This window comes from Streptomyces rugosispiralis, from assembly GCF_024505145.1.
GTDB classification, from domain to species: Bacteria; Actinomycetota; Actinomycetes; order Streptomycetales; family Streptomycetaceae; genus Streptomyces; species Streptomyces rugosispiralis.
The window spans coordinates 532008-552273 of sequence record NZ_JANIAA010000001.1 but is presented as its reverse complement, the minus strand read 5'-3'; the positions used below and the strand labels follow the sequence as shown (position 1 = coordinate 552273).

The window sequence follows — 20266 nt, the reverse complement described above, 5'->3', positions numbered from 1 at the left end:
CGCCGCCGACTGACCGACCGTGAGGGGCCGGAGTCCACCGGCCCCTCGCCGCTGTCCGGCGGCGCGCCCGAGCCACGTGGTCAGGTGCGGTCCGCGCCGCGCGGGGAGGGCCGGACGCGTGTCGCGTGGATGGAGCCGAGCAGCCGCAGCGCCTCCGCGCTGCCGCTGCCGGGATCCGCGTGGTAGATGACGAGTTGCCGGCCCGGGGCTTCCCGTACGTCGAACGCCTGGTAGCTGAGCGTGAGGGGGCCGACGTCGGGGTGGCGAAACCGCTTGGCCTCCTGGGTCTTGCCGCGCACGGTGTGGCTGTCCCACAGCCGCGCGAAGTCCGGGCTGTCCTCGCCGAGGGTGTCCACGAGCCCGCGCAGGCGCGGGTTGCCGGGCTCGTAGCCCGCCGCTTGGCGCAGATTCGCGACGGTGGCCTGGGCCGCCCGGTCCCAGTCCTGGTAGAAGGCGCGGCCCGCGGGGTCCGCGAACACCATGCGGGCCAGGTTGTCCGCCGGGTGGAACGGCGAGTAGAGGGCGTCGGCCAGCGCGTTGGTGGCGAGGATGTCCAGGGTCCGGTTGAGCACGAAGGCGGGCGTGTGCGAATAGCCGTCCATGAGCTGCCGCAATCCGGGGCTGACCTGGTCGGACGCATGGACGGCGGGGTCGCCTGGCATCGTGCCGCCGAGTCGGAACAGATGGTCCCGGGCGTCGCCGTCGAGGCGCAGCGCGCGGCTGAGCGCGTCGAGCACCTGCGCGGAGGGATGGCGCTCCCGGCCTTGTTCCAGGCGGGTGTAGTAGTCGGCGTTGACACCGGCCAGCACCGCGACCTCCTCACGGCGCAGCCCGGGAACGCGGCGGGTGCCGTGGCTCGCCATCCCGACCTCTTCGGGCCGAAGTCCTGACCTGCGGCTTCGCAGGAATTCTCCCAGGTCGTTGTCACCCATGCCGCCAGGCTACGAAACGCCGCGACCGGTTGCCTGGGTGTGTCCCACCCAGGCAGCGGACGTCCTGGCCGGCCCGTGGCGCACTGCCGGGGCGCCCGGATGGCGGGTGCCCTGGCCCAGTTGACGAAGGTCCTCGCCACCGCGGTCTGATCGGCGGACCCCGCGCCATTTTCTCCATGTAGTGCTATACGAGATATGACCGGAATGGCGAATACACTCCATGAGCACGAATGGAATGGGCAATTCCATTCGTGCTCATTGGCCAGCTTGTGACTTGCGTCACAAGCCCATCCTCAATGGATCACATTTTCGTATCCCTGTGAAACGATGCCTCGGTGCTGGCCTCGAAGTAGCTCATCGCGAGACTTCACCGATCCACCGGTCCACCCGAATCCACATCGGGCGGCAGTACGGCAAATGACTTCTTCAAGTTTTGGCTAGCCGTAACGGGGAGGCGAGAATGCCGACGATGATTGTTATCGGGTACAGAGGCGATCTCGATCAGGCACTGCAGCGCCGCGGCGTTGATCCTTACTACATTGTCCAGGCGCCGGCGGGCCCGCCGAAGAGTCGGAGATTCACATGGGTCGCCGACATGGAGAACGCCCAGGAAATTTTCCGAGCAGTGCTGGCCGCGGGCATTATTGACGATGTGGCGGGTGTGCTGAGCGTCCATGAGATGGGCGTATTCGGGGCGACCTACTTACGGCAGCAGCTGAACCTCCCCGGGAACGCCGATTCCAGGACGGCTCTCCACTTCCGGGACAAGCACCTCCAGAAGAGGATGCTGCCGCCCCAGGTCAGGCGGGCGCGGTGCCGTCATGTGCCCATGGGCACGCCGTTCGCGGATCTCGCCGCCGACCTGGGAGAGGTCTTCGTGGTCAAGCCGGCGACCGGGGCCGGCGCTCTCCGTACGAACGTCGTCCGCACCCCGGAAGAGTACGCACAGGCCCTGACGCCCTTCACCGGTCAGTCGGATGTCGAGATCGTCGCCGAGTCCTTCATGGACGCTCCGGAGGTCTATCTCGACGGCGTCTGGGAAAAGGGAGCCCTTCAGTGGTCGTCCATGAGCGGCTACCACACCTCACCGCTCAGTGCCGTACAGGGCGGCATTCTTTCCGCGTACGTCCTGGACCGGCGGCGGCATTCCGTCCTGTGCCATGAGATGGAGACGCTCGCCGGGCAAGCGCTCACCAGTCTGAACGCGCCTGATTGCGTATTCCATATGGAAGCGTTCACCACAGAAGAGGGGCTGACTTTCGGCGAGTGCGCCATCCGTCTCCCCGGGGCGCTGTCCCCCCAGGTCAATCGGCTGACATACGGCGTCGATCTCTTTGACGTCGAAATCAGTCTCGCGCTGGGGGAGGGGGCGACTCGGGCCCTGGAGGGCCGGCACACGCCGGAGCGCTTCCACGGATACATTCTTCTGCGTCGCCCCGACGGCCGCAATTTAACCCAGGGCGACTTTGAGCGAAACTTCCTTTTCGATGAGATCGTCTACGACTCATCGCCCGATGCGCCGGTCGGGCCGTATGGCCGCGTGGGACAGGCCATCGTCTCCGACCCGGATGAGCTGAAACTGCGGAAGACGATCGAGGACGTCGTGCGATTCAACGAGGCCGGATCCACCTGATCTGACGGCCGGCCCGACCGGGTCGCCGGCCCGGGAAACCCCGGCGCCGACACCGTCGCGTCATCTCGATCACACCTGCCGCGGGTGCCAAGCTCCGCCCGCCCCAGCCGCGTTCAGCCGCGCCCCCACGATCCGCGCCACCGCCGACGGCGATCTCAGAGCCCTGGTGCCCTTCTCCGGCGCGGCGTCGCGCCTCCAGCCCCGCTCGTCATGGTTTTCCGTCCCTTCTGATCGGAGGACTTCCCCCATGCCGGATCAACGTCCTGCTTCGACACTTCCGCAGCTGCTCGAGCGTGCGGCCCGCGACACGACGCAAGGCATCGCGTTCATCGGCGGCCCGTTCCTCTCCTACGCCGAGCTGCGGGAGTGCGCCTGCCGGATCGCGCGAGGGCTGCGGGCGCGCGGCACCGCCCAGGGCGATCGGGTGCTCATCGCGGCCAGTGATCCGGAGACCTTCTTCCGCGCCTTCTGGGGATGCGTGCTCACCGGTGCCGTGCCGTGCCCGGTCGCACCGCCGGCCGACCCTTCCCGGTGGCGTGCCCAGCTGGAGCATCTGCGTACACTCCTGGGCGACCCGTTGGTGATCGTGTCCAAGACGGCTCATGGAGACCTGCCCGAGGCCGGGCTGCGGTCCGTGACGGTCGAGGAGCTGAGCCATGCCGCGGCCGAGCCCGATCAGCTCCATGTGCCGGCGCCGGACGATCTCACCCTGCTGATGCTCACCTCCGGATCCACCGGATCGAGCAAGGCGGTCAGACTCACCCACGCCAATCTGCTGGCGGCACAGGCCGGTAAGGCGGGGGCGCTCGGACTCGGGCCCGGCGACACCTCGTTGAACTGGATCTCGGTCGATCACATCGCCGCGATCGAGGCGCATCTGCTGCCGATGTTCAACGGCGCCGCCCAGGTCATGACGACACCGGCCACCGTGCTGGCGGATCCCGTGGAATTTCTCAGGCTGCTCACGGCCCACCGGGCCAGAGTGACGTTCACCCCCAACTTCCTGTTCGGGCAGATCAACCAGGCACTCGCCGGGCGGCCCCCGTCGCGGCGGGAGGTGGACCTGTCGCAGGTGCGGCACATCATCTCCGGCGGTGAGGCCACCGTGACCACCACCGTAAGGGCGTTCCTGGACACGCTCGCGCCCTATGGGCTGCGCGGAGATGTGATCGTGCCCGCGTTCGGGATGACCGAGACCTGCGCGGGCAGCGTGTTCAACCGCGACTTCGCCACCCGCGACCTGGAGACGGAGTTCCCTCCGCTGGGCCGCCCGGTGCGGGGCCTGCGGATACGCGTCACCGACGACGACGGCACGGTGCTGGCCTCCACCGACCGGCCCGGAGCGGCCGGGCCGGGGGAGGTGCAGCTGCACGGCCCGATGGTCTCCGACGGCTACTTCGGCGATGAGCGGGCCACCGCACGGGCGTTCACCGCCGACGGCTGGTTCCGCACCGGAGACCTGGGCCACCTCGACTCCGACGGCCGGTTGACGCTGGTCGGGCGTACCAAGGACTCCATCATCGTCAGCGGTGTCAACTACCACAGCCACGACCTGGAAGCCGTCCTTGACGAGCTGGACGGGGTCAAACGCGGCCACGTCGCCGCGTTCCCGATACGGCCCGAGGGGGCCGACACCGAACAGCTCGCCATCGTGTTCGTCCCGGCGGGTGACCCCGCCGACGAGATCGCGGTGTACCGGGCCATCGTGGCGATCCGCAGTTCCACGGTGATGCACTGGGGGTTCCGTCCTCAGCTGATCCTCCCCGTCGCCGAGGACGAGATCCCCCGTGGCAACCTCGGCAAGGTCCAGCGATCGCGGCTGCGCGCGGCCGTCGAGAACGGGAGCCTGGACGCGGCGGCCCGCCGGTCGGACGAGATCAGCACCCGGTTCCTCGGCGGCCATGTGGCGCCGGCGGGCGAGGTGGAGACCGCACTGGCCGAGATCTACGCCCGCGTCCTGGACACCAGGGCGGTGTCCGCCACGGCCGGCTTCTTCGACCTGGGCGGTACCTCGCTGGACGTATTGCGGCTCAAGCTGGAGATCCAGGCCGCGTTCGGCATCGAGGACGTGCCGATGTCCACGCTCCTCCAGGCCCCGACCGTACGAGCGCTGGCCGGCCGCCTGACCGCCGGGCAGGGCGCCGGCGGCGACGCCACCTACGATCCGCTGGTGCCACTGCAGATCACCGGGGACGGGACGCCGCTCTTCTGCGTCCACCCCGGTCTGGGGGAGGTGCTGGTGTTCGTCAACCTCGCCAAGTACTTCACCGGCGAGCGGCCCTTCTACGCGCTGCGGGCCCGTGGATTCGGGCAGGCGGAGAGCCACTTCGGGTCGTTCGACGACATGGTGTCCACCTACGTCGAGGCCATCCGGCGGGCGCAGCCCGGCGGCCCCTACGCCGTCGCGGGGTACTCCTACGGCGGGGCGGTGGCATTCGAGATCGCCAAGCGGCTGGAAGCGGACGGCGACAAGGTCGACTTCGTGGGCATCTTCAATCTGCCACCGCGCATCTCCGATCGCATGAACGAGATCACCTTCACCGATGGCGCGATCAACCTGGCGCTGTTCCTCGAACTCATCGACGCCACCGACATCGAGCGGCTGACCACCACCCTCCGGCCACTGCCCGAGGCCGATCAGCTGGCGCACCTGATCGACCACGCCCCGAAGCGGCGGCTGACCGAACTCGACCTCACCCTCGACCGGTTCGCCGACTGGGTGCGCCTCGCACAGAGCATGGTGCACCTGGGCCGCACCTACGAACCGTCGGGATCGGTCGGGCGGGTGAAGGTCTTCTACTGCACTCCGCTGCGCGGCACCAAGGAGGAGTGGCTGGACGGCCAGCTCAGCCACTGGGACGAGTTCACCCGCGACCCCAACACCTATATCGAGGTCGACGGGGAGCACTACACCCTGATGAGCCCGCAGCATGTGCACACCTTCCAGGCGACCCTGCGGCACGAACTGGCCCGCGCGCTCGGCTGAGGACCGGCAAGGCAACCGTTGACACCACCAGGAGCCGCCGATCATGCAAGGCAAGAAGATACTCATCACGGGTGGGACCGGACAGGTCGCGAGGCCCGTCGCCGAATCGCTCGCCGTCGACAACGAGGTGTGGTGCCTGGGCCGGTTCGGTGACCAAGACGCCCGCGAGGCGCTGGAGGACGTGGGCGCCCACACCGCCAGCTGGGACATGGCCACCGATGACCTGGAGGGCCTGCCGCGCGACTTCACCCATGTGCTGCACTCGGCGGTGCACCGGGGCGACGGCAAGGACTTCGAGGACACCGCCCGCGTCAACGCGGTCGGCACCGCACGCCTGATGACCCACTGCTCCGCCGCCGAGTCGTTCCTGTACGTCTCGTCCGGCGTGGTCTACAACCGCGCCGATCGGACACACCGCTACCGGGAGAGCGATCCGCTGGGCGGGACCGCGCCATGGCTGCCGACCTACCCGGTCGCCAAGATCACCGCCGAAGGCGTGGCACGCGGTCTGGCCGAAACACTCGGGCTGCCGACGGTGATCGCCCGCCTCAACATCGCCTACGGCCCGTACGGCCACGGCGGCGTGCCCATGATCCTGTTCAACCAGATGCGCGCGGGGCGGCCCTGCGCGGTGCCCCGCGAAGGCCAGAACTACTGCAATCTGCTGCACACCGATGACGTCGTGCGCCAGGTACCGCTGCTGTGGGACGTGGCGCGGGCGCCCGCGCGGGTCGTGAACTGGGGCGGGGACGACGAGGTCGGCATCACCGATCTGCTGGAGTACCTGTCCGCGCTCACCGGAGTGCCGGTCCAACTGGACCGCGGCGACTTCAGCCGGGAAACGGCCATCTTCGACCACGACATCCGCCGCGGCCTGATCGGCGACTGCGCCATCGGCTGGCGAGCCGGTATCGCCCGCACCGTGGCCGACCTGTTCGAGGAGTACCGCCACCGCATCGACGCGTACCTGGACGCGCACGGAGCCGGGACACCCCAGTGACCACGAGGAGTGGAGAACGAGCATGCGCAGGTCCGCAGATATCGACGCGCTTCAGCAGGTGCTGTCCGCCGCCCTCGGGTCCCCGGACCCGGTGTGCTCATTGAGCCGACTGGACCAGGGCGCGGGCGCGTTCGCCGCCGTGGACCCCGCGGTGCTCGAGCGCCCCACCCTGGTGGGCGGCGGGTCCCCGTACCACCCGACCAGCCCCGCCCCCACCCGCCACGCCCTCGATGAACTGGTCCGCCGCGCCGAGGCACTGGGCACGCCCCAGATCCTGGTGCCCAATGTGCGCCGCGGCGACGACACCGGCGCGCTGCGGGCGGCAGGGCTCGTTCCGATCGCCACCGAGAGCGAGTGCGTCGTCCGGCTGACCGGGGAGGTGGACGAGGTTCTGCGGACCCGCGTCGGCGCCGCGCGACTCGACGACCTCCGCCGCCGCGACCGCGAGATCTCCCTCGACGTGACCTGGGAGCGGATCCGGCTGAGCGAGCTCGACAGGAGTCCCTGGGCACGAGACGCCTTCGTCACGCTCCACCGGCGTCAGGCCGAGCGCCACGGCGGCCACGGCAACCTGTACGACGCCGCCGCCCTCGACGCCCTGGCGCACGGCCCGTTGGCGGACCGCACCGAGATGCTCGTACGCCGCGAACAGAGCGCCGTGGTCCAGGCCGGGCTTCTCACCACGTCCCACAACGGCCGCGGGATCTACTCCCTCACACAGGCCATTGACCACGACGACCCCGCCGCACGGGACGACCTCTTCGCCGCGTCGATGTACCGGCTGTACCTCCACGCCCGGCGCTCCGGGCTGGAGTGGGTCCACCTCGGCCGGGGAGATGTCCCCCGCATGCGCCGCCTCGGAGCCGATCTGTTCGTGCCACTCGACCACTGGCTGCGCGCTCCCGGCCTCGTGTCCCCGGAGGGAGGGGGAGCGGAACACCCGCTGTCGGAGTACGCGGCCCCGCCCGTCACGGGGGTGCCGGTCCCGGGTCCGGCCCGCTTCCGCCAGGTGCCCCGGTTCGACACGATCGACCTGTCCAGCAACACCAATCCGTTCCTGGGCGCCACGGGCGAGTACCCCCACCTCGACACGACAGAGCTGGCCGACACCTACCTGGCCACGATCGCGACATTGCCCGGCCACGAGGGCGTGGCCGCGCTGAGCGCGGACCACCTGCTGTTCAGCAGCGGCTCGGTGGACGGCGTCATGCTGCTCCTGGCGGCGCTTGCCTCGCCCGGCGAGCGCGTCTGCGTCACGCCACCCACCTTCCCGCTCTACGGCCACTTCGCCCACCTCCTGCGCCTGCCCGTCGTCGAGGTGCCGCTGCACGGCGACGACCTGTCCCGGCTCGACACCGAGCGCATCCTGGCGGCCGATCCACGGGTGACCATCCTGTGCGACCCCAACAACCCCGTCGGGACCAGGCTCGACCCGGAGCAGGTCCATGACCTGGTGGTTCGCGGCCGGGGGCTGGTGGTGATCGACGAAGCCTATGTCGAGTTCAGCGAACAGCCCTCGTACGCCCGGCTGATCGCCCAGCACGACAACCTCATCGTGCTCAGGACACTCTCCAAGGCATGGGGACTCGCCGGCGCACGCTGCGGAATCGCCCTGGCCCAGCCCGGCATCATCGAGGCGCTGCGCCGGGTGCAGGTGCCCTTCGGATTCACCGACGCCTCCCAGCACGCCGTGCGGGACCGGCTGACCGATGTGCGGCGGGTGGTCGCCGGGATCCAGCGCATCCGTGCCGAGCGTGACCGGATGGCCGCCGCGCTGACCGAGCATCCCGCGGTGGCCCGGGTGTTCCCCTCGGAGACCAACTTCCTCTTCGTCCGACTGCACAAGCACGAGCGCGTGATGGATCAGCTTCGGGGCGCGGGGATCGTCGTCGCCGACACCGGGCGGGTGATCCCGGACACCTGCCGCATCACGATCGGCGATCGGCGCGCGAACGCCGCCCTCCTCGAAGCACTCTCCGCCGCTCTGTGAGCCATATCGTTCAGCGAAAGGACACCGCTCGTGGGTAAGGATTCCCGCTCCGATATACCGCTGTCCAGCACCGTCGTCGCGGAGGGTTATGCGCGCTGGAGCCCGCAGCTGCACAAGGAATTCGACACCAACGCCCAGCACGGGTGGATCGGCCAGACGCTGGTGAAAGAGACCGATTCCCTGCGCATCTGGGAGACCCACCTTCAGCCGGGAGAGCGAATTCCCGTCCATCGGCATGTGCTGGACTACTTCTGGATAGCCCTCACAAACGGCCGGGCCCGCCAGCATTCGAGCGATGGCAGCACGCGCGAGATCTCTTATGCCCGTGGCCAGTCTCGGCATTTCCGCTGCCCCGCGGGGCAACACCACTTGCACGACCTGAAGAATATCGGCGATGACGTGCTGTCGTTCCTGACCATCGAGACAAAGGGCGGGCCGAACGAGCCCATTCAGCTCCCCAAGAATTGAGGACCGTCGGCCCGCGGGGCGCGCCCCGCGGGCCGACGGCTCAGCTCCCCTTCTTGGTGATCACGAACCGGTCGATGACCAGATAGTCGATCTCGGTGGCCAGGAAGCACTCCAACGCGTCTCGCGGCGAGCTCACGATGGGCTCACCGGCCACGTTGAAGGACGTGTTGAGCAGGCAGGGCACATCCGTCCGTGCCGTGAAGGCGCGCAACAGCCCGGCGAGGGCGGGGTTCTGCCGCTCGTTCACCGTCTGGGCCCGCGCCGTGCCGTCCACATGGCAGGCGCCGGGGATCCGCTCCTGGTACTCCTTCCGCACCGGGAAGACGAAGGTCATATACGGGGACGAGGTCTTCTTGCCCATCGAGAAGACGCGGGGGGCCTCCGACTCGAGGATGACGGGCGCGAACGGCCGGAAGGGCTCCCGGTGTTTCACCCGGAGATTGATGATGTCCTTGATGTTGGGGAAGGCCGGGTTGGCGAGGATGCTGCGGTTGCCCAGGGCGCGCGGTCCGAACTCGGTCCGGCCCTGGAACCAGCCCACGACGTTCTTCCCGGCCAGCAGCTCCGCCGTCCGGTCGGCGGTCGAGGCGGAGTCGGGCTCCTCCTGCCACTCGACGCGGTCCGCGTACTCCGCGAGCGTGTCCCTGATCTGCCGCTCGTCGTACGAAGGCCCCAGATAGGGGGTGGTGACCGCGTCGGCCGGCCGATTCCTGAGACCGGCGGCGTACACGGCCGCGCCAATGGCGACCCCGGGATCGCTGGCCCCGAAGCTGACCTCCATACCGGTGAACGGCGATCTCTCCAGCATCTTGGTGTTGGCCACGCAGTTCAGCGCCAGCCCGCCCTCGAAGAACAGGGTGTCCAGGCCGGAGGCCGCGGTCAGCGCCCGCACCTGATGCGCGGTGACGGCCTCGACCATGTGCTGTGCCAGCCCGGCGACCCGGACACGGAAATCGAACTGCTCGCGCTTCTCGCTGTCACCGCCGAACAGGTCGTCGAAGAGCGCGTAGTAGGCCCCTATGTCCCGGGGGATGGAGATGGTGTACGAGCCGTTCTCGTACAACCGCACAACGCGTTCGAGCAGCGGGTTGTGCCGCGGCGGCGGGCCGTACGCGGCCAGGCCCATCACCTTGTACTCGTCGTTGTTCGGCACGAACCCCAGGTAGCGGGTGATCCGCCCGAACGCCACCCCGAGCGAGCTGGTCATGGGGACCGCGCTCTCGTCGAACTGGCGGACCACGCCGTTCCGCACCTCGCCCATGACGGAGGACAGGGTCTCCGCCCGGCCGTCGCTCACCAGGAAGGCGGCGTCGCCCCCGCCGGCCAGGTAGGCCCCGCACATGAGATGGGCCAGGTGATGGGGCACCAGGGTGAGCTTGTTGGGATCCAGCTCGTAGCCGGTGCGCTCGACGAAGTCGTGGTACACCGCGTCGGGGCTGAGCATGCCGGTGTAGAGCTCACCCGTGCTGCGCAGGGCGTCGAACTTGGCCGTGACCGGCATGTCCGAGTCGCATATCCCCGAAATCATCTCCTCGGCCACCGTCGCCGAAAACCGCCAGGGGAAAGCGAAAACGTCGACCTGGTCGAGGTCGACACCGACGGAGTTCAGACACCAGGTGATTGCCTGCGCCGGGAAATCGGAGGTCTTCTTGACCCGGCTCAGCCGCTCTTCCTCGACCGCCGCCACCAACTCGCCGTCGATCACCAGAGCCGCCGCGGCGTCATGACCCACCAAGAGATTACGTCCGACACCAGTCGCCCCGTAGAGACGCCCGAAAAGCTCCGCACCTCTGCTGAATCCGTTGTAACCGAGTACGATCACTGGCTCTCAGCCTCCCAAGCACGACGGTATCGGCGGAAGAACAGGCTACTCGGGCCGGATACTTGAGGGATAGGCATGATGCACAAGCAGAGTGTGGATTTCTTTCCGGGATACGGCGGGCTGGGGGATACGGCGGGCCGGGGAAACGGTGGACCGGGGAGAATTCCGCACCGAATGCTTGGTTCGCCGGGCCGTGGGCGGGCGCGGTCCTCGTTACGTATGCTTTTGGGCATGTTGAGGTTGGAACGGCTCCGGGCCGACCACGCGCCCGCCCTGCTGGCGTTCGAGCGCGAGAACCGGGAGTACTTCGCTCGGACGATCTCGGACCGGGGGGACGCCTACTTCGCGGAGTTCGCGTCCCTGCACCGTGCCCGGCTCGCCGAACAGGACGCCGGTGTGTGCCACTTCCATGTCGTCGTGGACGACCGGGGTGAGTTGGTCGGCCGCGTCAATCTCGTGGACGTCGAGGAGGGAGACGCCGAACTCGGCTACCGGATCGGCGAGCGCGCCGCGGGCCGGGGGATGGCGACCGCCGCGGTGGAAGAGGTGTGCCGCCTGGCAGCCACGGCGTACGGGCTCTCCACCCTCACCGCGTACACCACCCTCGACAACGTGGCCTCCAGGACCGTGCTCGGCCGCAATGGATTCACCGTCGTGGCGGACGCCACCGTTGGCGGACGCCCCGGCCTGCGGCACAGCCGCCGACTCGGCGCGGAGCCCGGGGACCGTTGACTTGGCATGCCACGGGCCGGTGCCGCCGGCTTCACCTCGCTGCGCGACCAGGACCGGCTGTGGCAGGCTCCTCGACGTTGCGGGGTGTCTGGGTCCGGTAGGAGTGGCCGAGTTCCGGGCCCAGTCCGAAGTAGTGGCGGAAGTTGTAAATGAGCGGGCTCCAGGCGGCCGGGTCGATGTGGTGGGTGCCCGGAACGACGATGCGGGAGTCGGCGTGCACCATGCACACGGCGGCCTCGACGATGACGAAGTCCCCGGACACGTCCGGCCGCACCCGCTCGGCGCGGGCCTCGAGGTGGATCGGGCATCCGGCGACGCGGGGCGGCCGGACCAGCTGGGAGGGCTCGCTGGTCAGGCCTGCTGCGGCGAACTTGTCCGGCTCGAAGCGGCAGCCCTTGGGCTTGCTGGAGGGCACTGGATTCCGGCCGGTCAGTGGCGCCAGCCGCTCCACGGCCGGCCACTGGGCGGGGGACGGCAGGCTGATGACCAGGTCGGGACGGCTGCCGAGGTTGTACGCGGTCTGCCCCTCACGGCCCAGTCCGATCACAACCGTCTGCCCGAGAGCCCATGCGGATGATATCGGGGCGAGGTTGAACGAGCCGTCCTGATTCTCTGTCGACAGGAGTACCACTGGCGTCCCGAAGTACAGGATGCTCGGCTCGATCTCCAGATGGGTGGCGACTGCCTGTGCGAGCAGGGTGCCGGTAGGTGCCGTGTTCATGATGAGCAGCCTAGAGTCCGGTTGTTTCGGCCGGAGCCGAAATGTCGCAGGTGAGACCGCATGGACATGCAGCGCGTGCAGCTGCGGCCGCGAGGCGCAGAGCCGACCGGTGAACAGTGGTGGACACGAGAGGAGGCCAATGAACGCGTAGACCGCGTAGCACCGCGCTGGTCGCGGAACGCCCGGACAAGTACCTGATCCCAGCCCTTGTCCGGCGTCTCCTCACGGCCGTCGAGGCCGGCGTCGAACGGACACGTGGTGGCCCGTACGTACCGGGACGCCGAGTTGATCGAGGTCAAACGAGGGCAGCAATGAGTTGTGCCGGTTGATGCCGGCCCAGCGAGCGCTGTCGGTCTCGGGCTGAGGGGAGAACACGGTGGACGGGCAGGTCATCATCGTCAAGTGCGTGGTGTGGGACCTCGACAACACGTTGTGGAAGGGGACACTCCTGGAGGACGGCGACGTCGGGCTCTTCGACGGATTGCGCCAGGTCATCGAGGAGCTGGACCGCAGGGGCATCCTCCAGTCGATCGCCAGCAAGAACGACCACGACCACGCCTGGGCCAAGCTGGAGGCGCTCGGAGTGGCCGAGTACTTCCTGCTGCCCAGGATCGGCTGGGGGCCGAAATCCGACTCTGTCCGGGAGATCGCCGAACGGCTCAACTTCGCGCACAGCACCATCGCCTTCATCGACGACCAGCCCGCCGAACGGGCCGAGGTCACCTACCACCTCCCCGAAGTGCGGACCTACGACGCCGGGCAGGCGCTGGCCCTTCCCGGCCTGCCGGAGTTCTCCCCGGCCGCCTCCACCGTGGATTCCCGCCGTCGCCGGGAGATGTACCGTGCCGGCTTCGAGCGGGACGCGGCGCGCACCGAGTACGCCGGGCCGGACGAGAACTTCCTGCGTTCACTGCAACTCGTCATGACCATCGGCAAGGCCAGTGAGGAGGAGCTCACCCGGGTCGAGGAACTGACCCTGCGCACCAGCCAGATGAACGCCACCGGTGTGCACTACTCGGACGCCGCGTTACGCGGTCTGCTCGGCGACCCGGCCCACGAGGTGCTGGTGGTCACCATGTCCGACCGGTTCGGCACGCACGGCGCCGTCGGCATCGTGTTGCTGGAGAAGCTGGCCGAGGTCTGGCACCTGAAGCTGATGGCGACATCCTGCCGAGTGGTCAGCTGGGGCGCCGGTGCCACCATCCTGAACTGGCTGTGCGACCAGGCGGCCCGTGGCGGCGTGCACTTGGTCGCCGACTTCCGCCGCACCGACCGCAACCGGATGATGGAGATCGCCTACCGATTCGCCGGCTTCTCCGAGCAGGACTGCGCCTGCCGGTCCACCTTCACCCACGCCCCGGAGATCGAGGGCACCCAACGCCTCCACCTGGAGCCGGTCCGGCAGCCTGCGTCGTCGACGGTGACGGTGACCGCCAAGGACATCGAGGGACCGGTGGCGAGGGCCTGATACCTGTGCCGCTCAGGTCTACCGCCCGCACCGCAGGGTCGACGACCACTCGAACGTCATCCCCCTGCCCGCTGTCACGGGCAGGCGCCGACAGGTACTTGGCGGACTGCTCGACGAGTACCACACCACATCACACCACTCCGACTGCCGCACCATCCACCGGAAACGCCTGAGACAGGGCGCGTCAGTGAGGGCGGAGCCGTGCCCTGGCCAGCGAGAGCGCGGCCTCCGTCGGGGACACACCGGAGCGACGGGCATGCTCGATGACCGTCGCCACGCGCTCGCCGACCTGACGGACCCGGTGCTCCGCCCGAGCGTTGTCATGGCCGAGGAGCCGCTCCTCGAGGAAGATCAAGCCGCCCGCGTTGACGCAGAAGTCGGGTGCGTAGAGGATTCCGCGGGCCTCGAGCGCGGCGGCGTGCCCGGGGGCGGCGAGCACATTGTTCGCGCCGCCCGCGATGATCCGGCAGCGCAGCTCCTGCAGCGTGCGGTCGTCGACGACGCCTCCGAGGGCACAGGGAGCGAGAACATCGCACTCGGCGACGACCGCGGTCGCGGGGTCGATGACGCGCGCTCCAACGGTTTGGGCGACGGCATCGGCTCGTCGAGCGTTGGTGTCGGACACCAGCAGTTCCGCGGACTCCGCCGCCAGAAGACGGGCGAGCGCGGCGCCCACGTTGCCCGCGCCTTGTACGCACACCCGCACGCCCCGCAGATCCCCGTCGCCACCGGTGGCGCGCAGACACGCCCGTATCCCTTCGAGGACACCGAGCGCCGTCATGGGAGAGGGGTCGCCGTCGGCGCAGACCGGTGCGGCTTCGGTGCCGATCACCTTCAGGTCGGCCTGCGTGGTGCCGACGTCGTTGACGGGGATGAAACGCCCGCCGAGGGTGGCGATGAAGCGGCCGTGGGCACGCAGCAGTGCCTCGGTCTTGTCACGTGCCGGATCACCGATGATGACGCTCCAGCCGCCGCCGAGATCGAGGCCCGCGGCCGCGGCTTTGAGGGTCATGGCCTGCGCGAGGCGCAGGCCGTCTTCGAGAGCGGCGGTCTCGTCCTCGTACGGGTACATGCGGACGCCGCCCAGCGCGGGGCCGAGCGTGGTGTCGTGGCTGACAACAAGGGATCGCAGCCCGGTCTCGGTGTCGTGGCTGAACAGCGCCTGCTCGAAGCCGCCGGATCGGAGCCGCTCAAAGATCGTGGAGGTCATCCGGCCATCGTCGCAGCGACCACTGACAACTGGGGTCGGGCCGCGGCTTCGCGGGTACCGCAGGGGTCCGAAGTGGGCCTCGATCGGCTGATCCGGCGGTCAGGAAGCTCAGGCAGGGCGCCGGTCGAACACGATCTCGCCCTCGACCAGCGTCAGCTTCACCTCGGTCGCATGCACCTGGGTGATGGGCACCTCGAACGGGTTCTGGTCGACCACGATGATGTCGGCGAGCAGGCCGGGCTCGATGGTGCCGATGCGGTCGGCCGCTCCTTCCTGCCGGGCGGCGTTGACGGTGAAGATCTCGAGTGCCTGCTCGAGAGTGATCCCCTGAGACGGACCGAAGGACTCGGCGCTCCCACCCGGCTCTTGGCGAGTGACGAGTGTCTCGATGGCCGCCCAGGGATTCACTGATGGCACCACCGACCAGTCCGATCCCGGCACGACCAGTGCGTGGGCGTCGAGCATCTCGCGGATCGGCCACACTCGTTCAATGGTTTCCGGCCCGACAGCGGAGGCGATGTCGGAGCAGATGGGCGCGGGCTGCCACAGATACGGCGAGACCTCGAATGTCGCGCCGATGCGGGACGCACGCTCGATGTCCGTCTTCGCGACGAACGTGCAGTGGCCGACGTTGTGCATCTGCGGACCGAATCCGTTCCGCTCACGAGCGACGCCGATGGCGTCGAGGGCAGCTCTCACGGCGGCGTCGCCGGCCGCGTGGAACTTCACCGTCAGGCCCATGCGATCGAAACGGGCGACGGCATCGTTCAGGACCTCGGCCGGGATCTGCAGCATTCCGTGTCGGCTGGCGTGGTCGTCGCGGCCCTTCACGGTGTCGGCATAGGGTTCGATCATCGCGGCGGTGTGGCCGTCGGTGGGCACACCGTCGAGGAAGATCTTGATCCCGTCGGGCACGAGCCGTTCGAACGCGAAGAAATTACGCCTCTCGATCATCTCGTTGGCTTCGGCGTCGTCCGGCGACCAGGTCGTACACACGCGTACGCGTTGCTTGATCTCCGCCCGACGAGCGAGCGCCGCGTAGGCTGCCATCTCGATCCGTGAGCCGGCTGTGAAGCCGAGCGCCGCTTCGGTGAACGAGGTGATTCCGAAGGACAGCATCTCATTGAGCGACCATACGAGAGCCGACTCGACCTCGGGACCGTTCGGCTTCGGGGCTGCCTCCGCAAGGAGGTGGGCCGCCGTCTCCCGCTGGATCCCGGTCGGCTCACCGGCCGCGTCCCGCTCGAAGATGCCGCCCTCGGGGTCAGGCGTCTCCGCGGAGATGCCGGCCCTCGCGAGCGCGGCACTGTTGGCCCAGGAGCTGTGCCCGCTGGTGTCCTCCAGCTGAACGGGGACGTCCGGCGCGACGGAGTCGAGCATGTGCCGGTTCGGGACGCATCCGAGAGCGTGCACGTCCCACTGCCCACCGAGAGCCCATTCGCCAGGCTCGGCGGCGTCCGCGTACTCCTTGACGATGCGCAGGGTCTCTTCCAGGTTCGAGCCCTGTGGGATTCGGCATCGCCGCTGCCTGATACCGGCATAGATCGGGTGGACGTGGAGATCGTGCAGACCGGGCAGGACGACGTCTCCGGCCAGATGGATCACCTGGGTGTCGGTGCCGCGGTCGCGGAGAACTTCCTCGTCGCATCCGACCCGGTCGATCACTCCGCCGGTGACGGACAGCGCCTGAGCCCAGCCCGAGGGGGTCTTGACCCGCCCCGAGTGCAGGATCAGATCCGGGTGGCTTTGAGTCATGGCATATCTCCTCATTTACGGTTGATGAAGCCGGCGTCCACGGGGAGGGTCACCCCGGTCACGTAGCGGGCCTCATCGGAAGCGAGCCACAGAACCGCGTTCGAGACGTCAACCGGTTCGATCGTGTCGACGTCGAGTGCGTTCGGCGCCTCGTGCGACAGGGAAGGGTCCTGTGCCACGAACTCCAGGATGGCCGGGTCGGCGATCATCCGCGTGGCCACACCCGTCGGATGCACCGAATTGACGCGGATGCCGTCATGCGCCAGGTTGTTCGCGTAGGACCGCATCAGACCGACGACGCCGTGCTTCGACGCCGCATAGCCGAGGCCACCGTTACTGGCTCCGCCGATCCCGGCCAGACCCGCGGTCGAGCTGATGATGACGATGGAGCCGCCTTGCCCGGCCGCCACCATGCTCGGAATCGCCACCTCGACCGTGTTGAACGTGCCGGTGAGGTTGACATCGATCACGTCCTGCCACGCCTCGGCGCGGTCCTGGACCAGCATCGGTGCGATCCCGGCGTTCGCCACGACGACGTCGATGTGCCCGAACTCCGCCAGACCGGTGTCAAAAGCGGCCTGCAGCGCCTCTCGGTCCCGGACATCCGACTGCCTCGCGACAACGCGGCGTCCCAGCGCCTCAGCCTCACTGACCGCCTCCGTCAGCTCGGCCGGGGTCGAGAGCGGATAGGGCACCGTGTCGATCGGCCGGCAGATGTCCACGATGACCAGGTCGGCGCCTTCCTCCGCCAACCGCCGAATGTGGCTTCGGCCGAGGCCCCCGGCCGCGCCGGTGACAAAGGCGACCTTGCCATCAAGGCGGCCCTTCGCTGTTCTGGTTCCCGCACCACGCATGTCGCTTCTCCTTGCCATGTCACACATCCCTGCCACCGAGTGCGCCGTCGAAGGCGACTGCGGATGGGGGGTTCTTGACCGAACTCGTCGTCCCGTTGTCATCCGGCCGGCCGGATCCCCCAGCCTTCTGCCGGCCGATGCGCGCGTATACGTCCGGTCGCCTGGATCGGTACACCGCGGCCAGGGCCATTCCAGTGAGGAAGACAGCCCAGATCACCACCTGAAGTGCGATCGCGGTGCCCATGGAACCGCCGGTCATGGTCGTGAAGTTGGCCAGGGAGAGCCACAGGACCACCCCCAGGCCCACGCCGCTCAGGACCGGAGCGATCAGCCTGTGCCAAGCCGGGGCATCCGCGATATCCCGATTCTTCTTGAAGAAGAAGACGACGGACAGATTGGTCAGGAACATGAGCACGACCACGGCGAAGGCGGCCGCACCGGCCAGTTGACTGTAGGCAGCCGTGATGTCACTGGTCGAGAGGGCGGAGATCGACAACGCGACCGCCATGACTGCCGTGATCGTGAGTGAGCTGGTGCAGGGAGACCCGTGTCGCGGGTGGACCTTGCTCAGACCTGGCGGAAGCACTCGGTCGACACTCAGGGAGTGGCAGTACCTGGCCAGGATGTTCTGCCCCGCGAGGATGGCCGCGAAGGCCGATGTGACCACCAGAGCCGTAACGGCGTCGCTCGCCCATGTGCCGAGATAGGTCGCGGCCGCGCTGGAGAACATGCCGGCGAAGTTGGACTCCGCCACCGCCCTGGCGCGGTCGGTGCCGTAGGCCAGGATGAGACACCACGCGGCAACGACATAGAAGACGCCGATGGACACCACCGAAAGGTACGTAGCTCGAGGGACCGTTCGCTGCGGGTCTCTGGTCTCCTCCCGGAACACCGCGGTCGCTTCGAACCCCACAAAGCACATGACGGCGAACAGCACGGCCAGACCCACCGACCCAGAGGTCAGCGCATGCCAGGTGAAGGGTGTCAGCGACGGCCCGTCAGCGCCGCCCTTCCAGAGGACGGCGCCGTCGAAGACTCCGACGAGGAGCACCTCGCACGCCATCACGACCGACAGCACCTTTGCCGACAGATCGACGCGGAAGTAGCCCAGGACGCCTGTCGCGGCGATACCTCCCAGTCCGTAGACGTACCACGGGATCGCCGGCCCGTGGAGAACCGTCTCCACGAGATCCTGGCCGACCACCGCGAAGAAGGCGTAGGTGCTCACGCCGAACGCGAGGTAGGCGAACAGGGCGAGGAAACTGGAACCGAGGCCAACGATCTTGCCGAGGCCCGCTGTTATATAGGCGTAGAACGCGCCCGGATTGGGCAGGTAGCGCGTCATCGCGGTGTAGCCGACGGTGAACAGCAGCAGCACGGCCATGGCGAGCACGAAGGCCAGAGGCGCGCCGGCACCCCCGAAGATGATGACGAACGGTGTCGGGCCGGTGACGACCACCATGGGCGCCGAGAACGCCAGCACTGTCAACGTCAGTTCCAGCACACCGATTCGTCCCCGAAGCCGGCCGTCATCCGGTGCGGTGGCGGTCGAGCGGGCCGGATCCCCCTCGATGAGCTGGGCACGCTCAGCCCCTGGAGCGGTGGAGCCTACCTGATCGCTCATGGGGTCCTCCTTGCTGATCGAAAGTTCGAGCCCCCGGTGTGAGACTGGATGTCCCATGTCCGCCGACGGGAAGATCGCTGGGAATGGGCACTTCCGGTCAGCGCCCTGAACTGCCGATTCCCGGGAAGAACAGCCGCTCGGCATTGTCGTGCAGCACCTTGGCGAGAAGGTCGTCGGAAAGGCCGAAGTCGTGATAGCGGTCGACTATCTGGTCCAACGGGCAGTACGGGTAGTTGCTGGCGAACAAGAACCGGTCCTGCAGAAACGTTTTCATCGCCAGCAGGTAGTCCTGTTCTCCGGGCAGTCCGGGGAAGTACACGTCCGGCATCATCCACACGTTGGGCCGGCGAAACGCGACCCCCGACGCGGCCTGTACGAACGGCCACCCTCCGTGCATGTAGACGATCTGGAGGCGTGGGAAGCGGATGGCCACCCGCTCGTGCCGCAGCGGGTCGCTGTAGCTCAGATCCGGGCCCGTCTCGCCTCCGCCCATCAGCAGCAACGGCAGCCCGGCGGACTGGCACGCGTCATAGACCGGATCGACCGACCGGTCGTCGATGTGCAGGGCGGTACGTGCGAGACCGGGCTCGACGACCACGCCGCGGGCGCCACGGGACTTGAGCTGTCGCACCGCCTCGGCAGGATTGGCTTCCAGCGCGTCGATCGCCCCGTAGGCGAAGAAGAGCTCCGGCCTTTGCGCGACCGTGTCGAAGACGGGAGGGTTCCCCTGGCCGCCCCACAGGTCGTTCGGCACACGCGCGGTGAGGCCCACCCGTGAGATGCCGAGCCGCTCGCAGTCATCGAGATACGTGCTCAGGCTGGGCGAACGCATCGACTCGTCAACTGTCCAGCCGCGGGCCGCCACACCATCGAGGGTGCCTGAAAAATTGGCCCATGTCCGATCCGGCAGAAAAGCCGGAACCGGCGGGCATGCCCGCGCGTCGATGATTGCACTCACCATCGCTGACCTCCTGTGGCGTCCCTGTCTGAAATGCCGGTGAGGCTTTCGAACCCGCTCGTCACCGGTGTCGCTGTTTCGGTCACGGGGCCTCAATCCCTTTCACAAACCGC

General features: G+C 68.2%; 15 protein-coding genes. 7 read left to right on the top strand and 8 right to left on the bottom strand.

The window, feature by feature from the left end; genetic code table 11:
* Nucleotides 1-80: 80 nt before the first annotated feature.
* A complete protein-coding gene (locus NP777_RS02450; RefSeq protein ID WP_256648316.1) occupies nt 81-932 on the bottom strand; it encodes a helix-turn-helix transcriptional regulator in 852 nt (283 codons plus the stop codon).
* 460 nt (nt 933-1392) lie between these two features.
* Here NP777_RS02450 and NP777_RS02445 point away from each other — a divergent pair, with 460 nt between their 5' ends.
* The 5 genes from NP777_RS02445 to NP777_RS02425 all read left to right on the top strand — a co-directional run bounded on the left by NP777_RS02445 (nt 1393) and on the right by NP777_RS02425 (nt 9009).
* A complete protein-coding gene (locus tag NP777_RS02445; RefSeq protein WP_256648315.1) occupies nt 1393-2565 on the top strand; it encodes an ATP-grasp domain-containing protein in 1173 nt (390 codons plus the stop codon).
* A 247-nt stretch (nt 2566-2812) separates the two neighbouring features.
* Nucleotides 2813-5551, top strand: a complete 2739-nt coding sequence (locus NP777_RS02440) for a non-ribosomal peptide synthetase (protein ID WP_256648314.1) — start codon at nt 2813-2815, stop codon at nt 5549-5551.
* Between the two features lie 43 nt (nt 5552-5594).
* Nucleotides 5595-6551 carry an NAD-dependent epimerase/dehydratase family protein gene (locus tag NP777_RS02435; protein ID WP_256648313.1) on the top strand — a complete coding sequence of 319 codons (957 nt, stop codon included), beginning with the start codon at nt 5595-5597 and terminating at the stop codon, nt 6549-6551.
* A gap of 22 nt (nt 6552-6573) precedes the next feature.
* Complete coding sequence (locus tag NP777_RS02430; RefSeq protein ID WP_256648312.1) at nt 6574-8541, top strand: pyridoxal phosphate-dependent aminotransferase; 1968 nt, start codon at nt 6574-6576, stop codon at nt 8539-8541.
* 30 nt (nt 8542-8571) lie between these two features.
* Entirely contained in the window at nt 8572-9009 is a 438-nt protein-coding gene (locus NP777_RS02425; RefSeq protein ID WP_256648311.1) for a hypothetical protein, read from the top strand.
* A 40-nt stretch (nt 9010-9049) separates the two neighbouring features.
* Here NP777_RS02425 and NP777_RS02420 read toward each other — a convergent pair whose 3' ends face one another.
* On the bottom strand, nt 9050-10831 hold the full coding sequence (locus NP777_RS02420; protein ID WP_256648310.1) for a carbamoyltransferase family protein: 1782 nt from the start codon (nt 10829-10831) through the stop codon (nt 9050-9052).
* Between the two features lie 231 nt (nt 10832-11062).
* Between NP777_RS02420 and NP777_RS02415 the strand changes: the two genes are divergently transcribed.
* On the top strand, nt 11063-11563 hold the full coding sequence (locus NP777_RS02415; protein ID WP_256648309.1) for a GNAT family N-acetyltransferase: 501 nt from the start codon (nt 11063-11065) through the stop codon (nt 11561-11563).
* A 31-nt stretch (nt 11564-11594) separates the two neighbouring features.
* Here NP777_RS02415 and NP777_RS02410 read toward each other — a convergent pair whose 3' ends face one another.
* The gene (locus tag NP777_RS02410) at nt 11595-12284 is read right to left on the bottom strand and encodes a flavin reductase family protein (protein WP_256648308.1); all 690 of its coding nucleotides are present in this window, start codon (nt 12282-12284) and stop codon (nt 11595-11597) included.
* Between the two features lie 376 nt (nt 12285-12660).
* Here NP777_RS02410 and NP777_RS02405 point away from each other — a divergent pair, with 376 nt between their 5' ends.
* A complete protein-coding gene (locus NP777_RS02405; protein WP_256648307.1) occupies nt 12661-13752 on the top strand; it encodes an HAD-IIIC family phosphatase in 1092 nt (363 codons plus the stop codon).
* Nucleotides 13753-13936: 184 nt separating this feature from the next.
* Here the strand turns inward: NP777_RS02405 and NP777_RS02400 are convergent, their stop codons facing one another.
* From NP777_RS02400 to NP777_RS02380, 5 genes are all read right to left on the bottom strand, one after another.
* Nucleotides 13937-14962, bottom strand: coding sequence for a Leu/Phe/Val dehydrogenase (locus NP777_RS02400; RefSeq protein WP_256648306.1), 1026 nt, complete (start codon nt 14960-14962; stop codon nt 13937-13939).
* Nucleotides 14963-15070: 108 nt separating this feature from the next.
* A complete protein-coding gene (locus NP777_RS02395; RefSeq protein ID WP_256648305.1) occupies nt 15071-16627 on the bottom strand; it encodes an amidohydrolase in 1557 nt (518 codons plus the stop codon).
* Nucleotides 16628-16728: 101 nt separating this feature from the next.
* Complete coding sequence (locus NP777_RS02390; RefSeq protein WP_256648304.1) at nt 16729-17571, bottom strand: mycofactocin-coupled SDR family oxidoreductase; 843 nt, start codon at nt 17569-17571, stop codon at nt 16729-16731.
* Nucleotides 17572-17590: 19 nt separating this feature from the next.
* Nucleotides 17591-19195: an APC family permease gene (locus tag NP777_RS02385; RefSeq protein WP_256648303.1), complete on the bottom strand. Its 1605-nt coding sequence runs from the start codon at nt 19193-19195 to the stop codon at nt 17591-17593.
* 97 nt (nt 19196-19292) lie between these two features.
* Nucleotides 19293-20156: an amidohydrolase family protein gene (locus NP777_RS02380; protein ID WP_256648302.1), complete on the bottom strand. Its 864-nt coding sequence runs from the start codon at nt 20154-20156 to the stop codon at nt 19293-19295.
* Nucleotides 20157-20266: the final 110 nt, after the last annotated feature.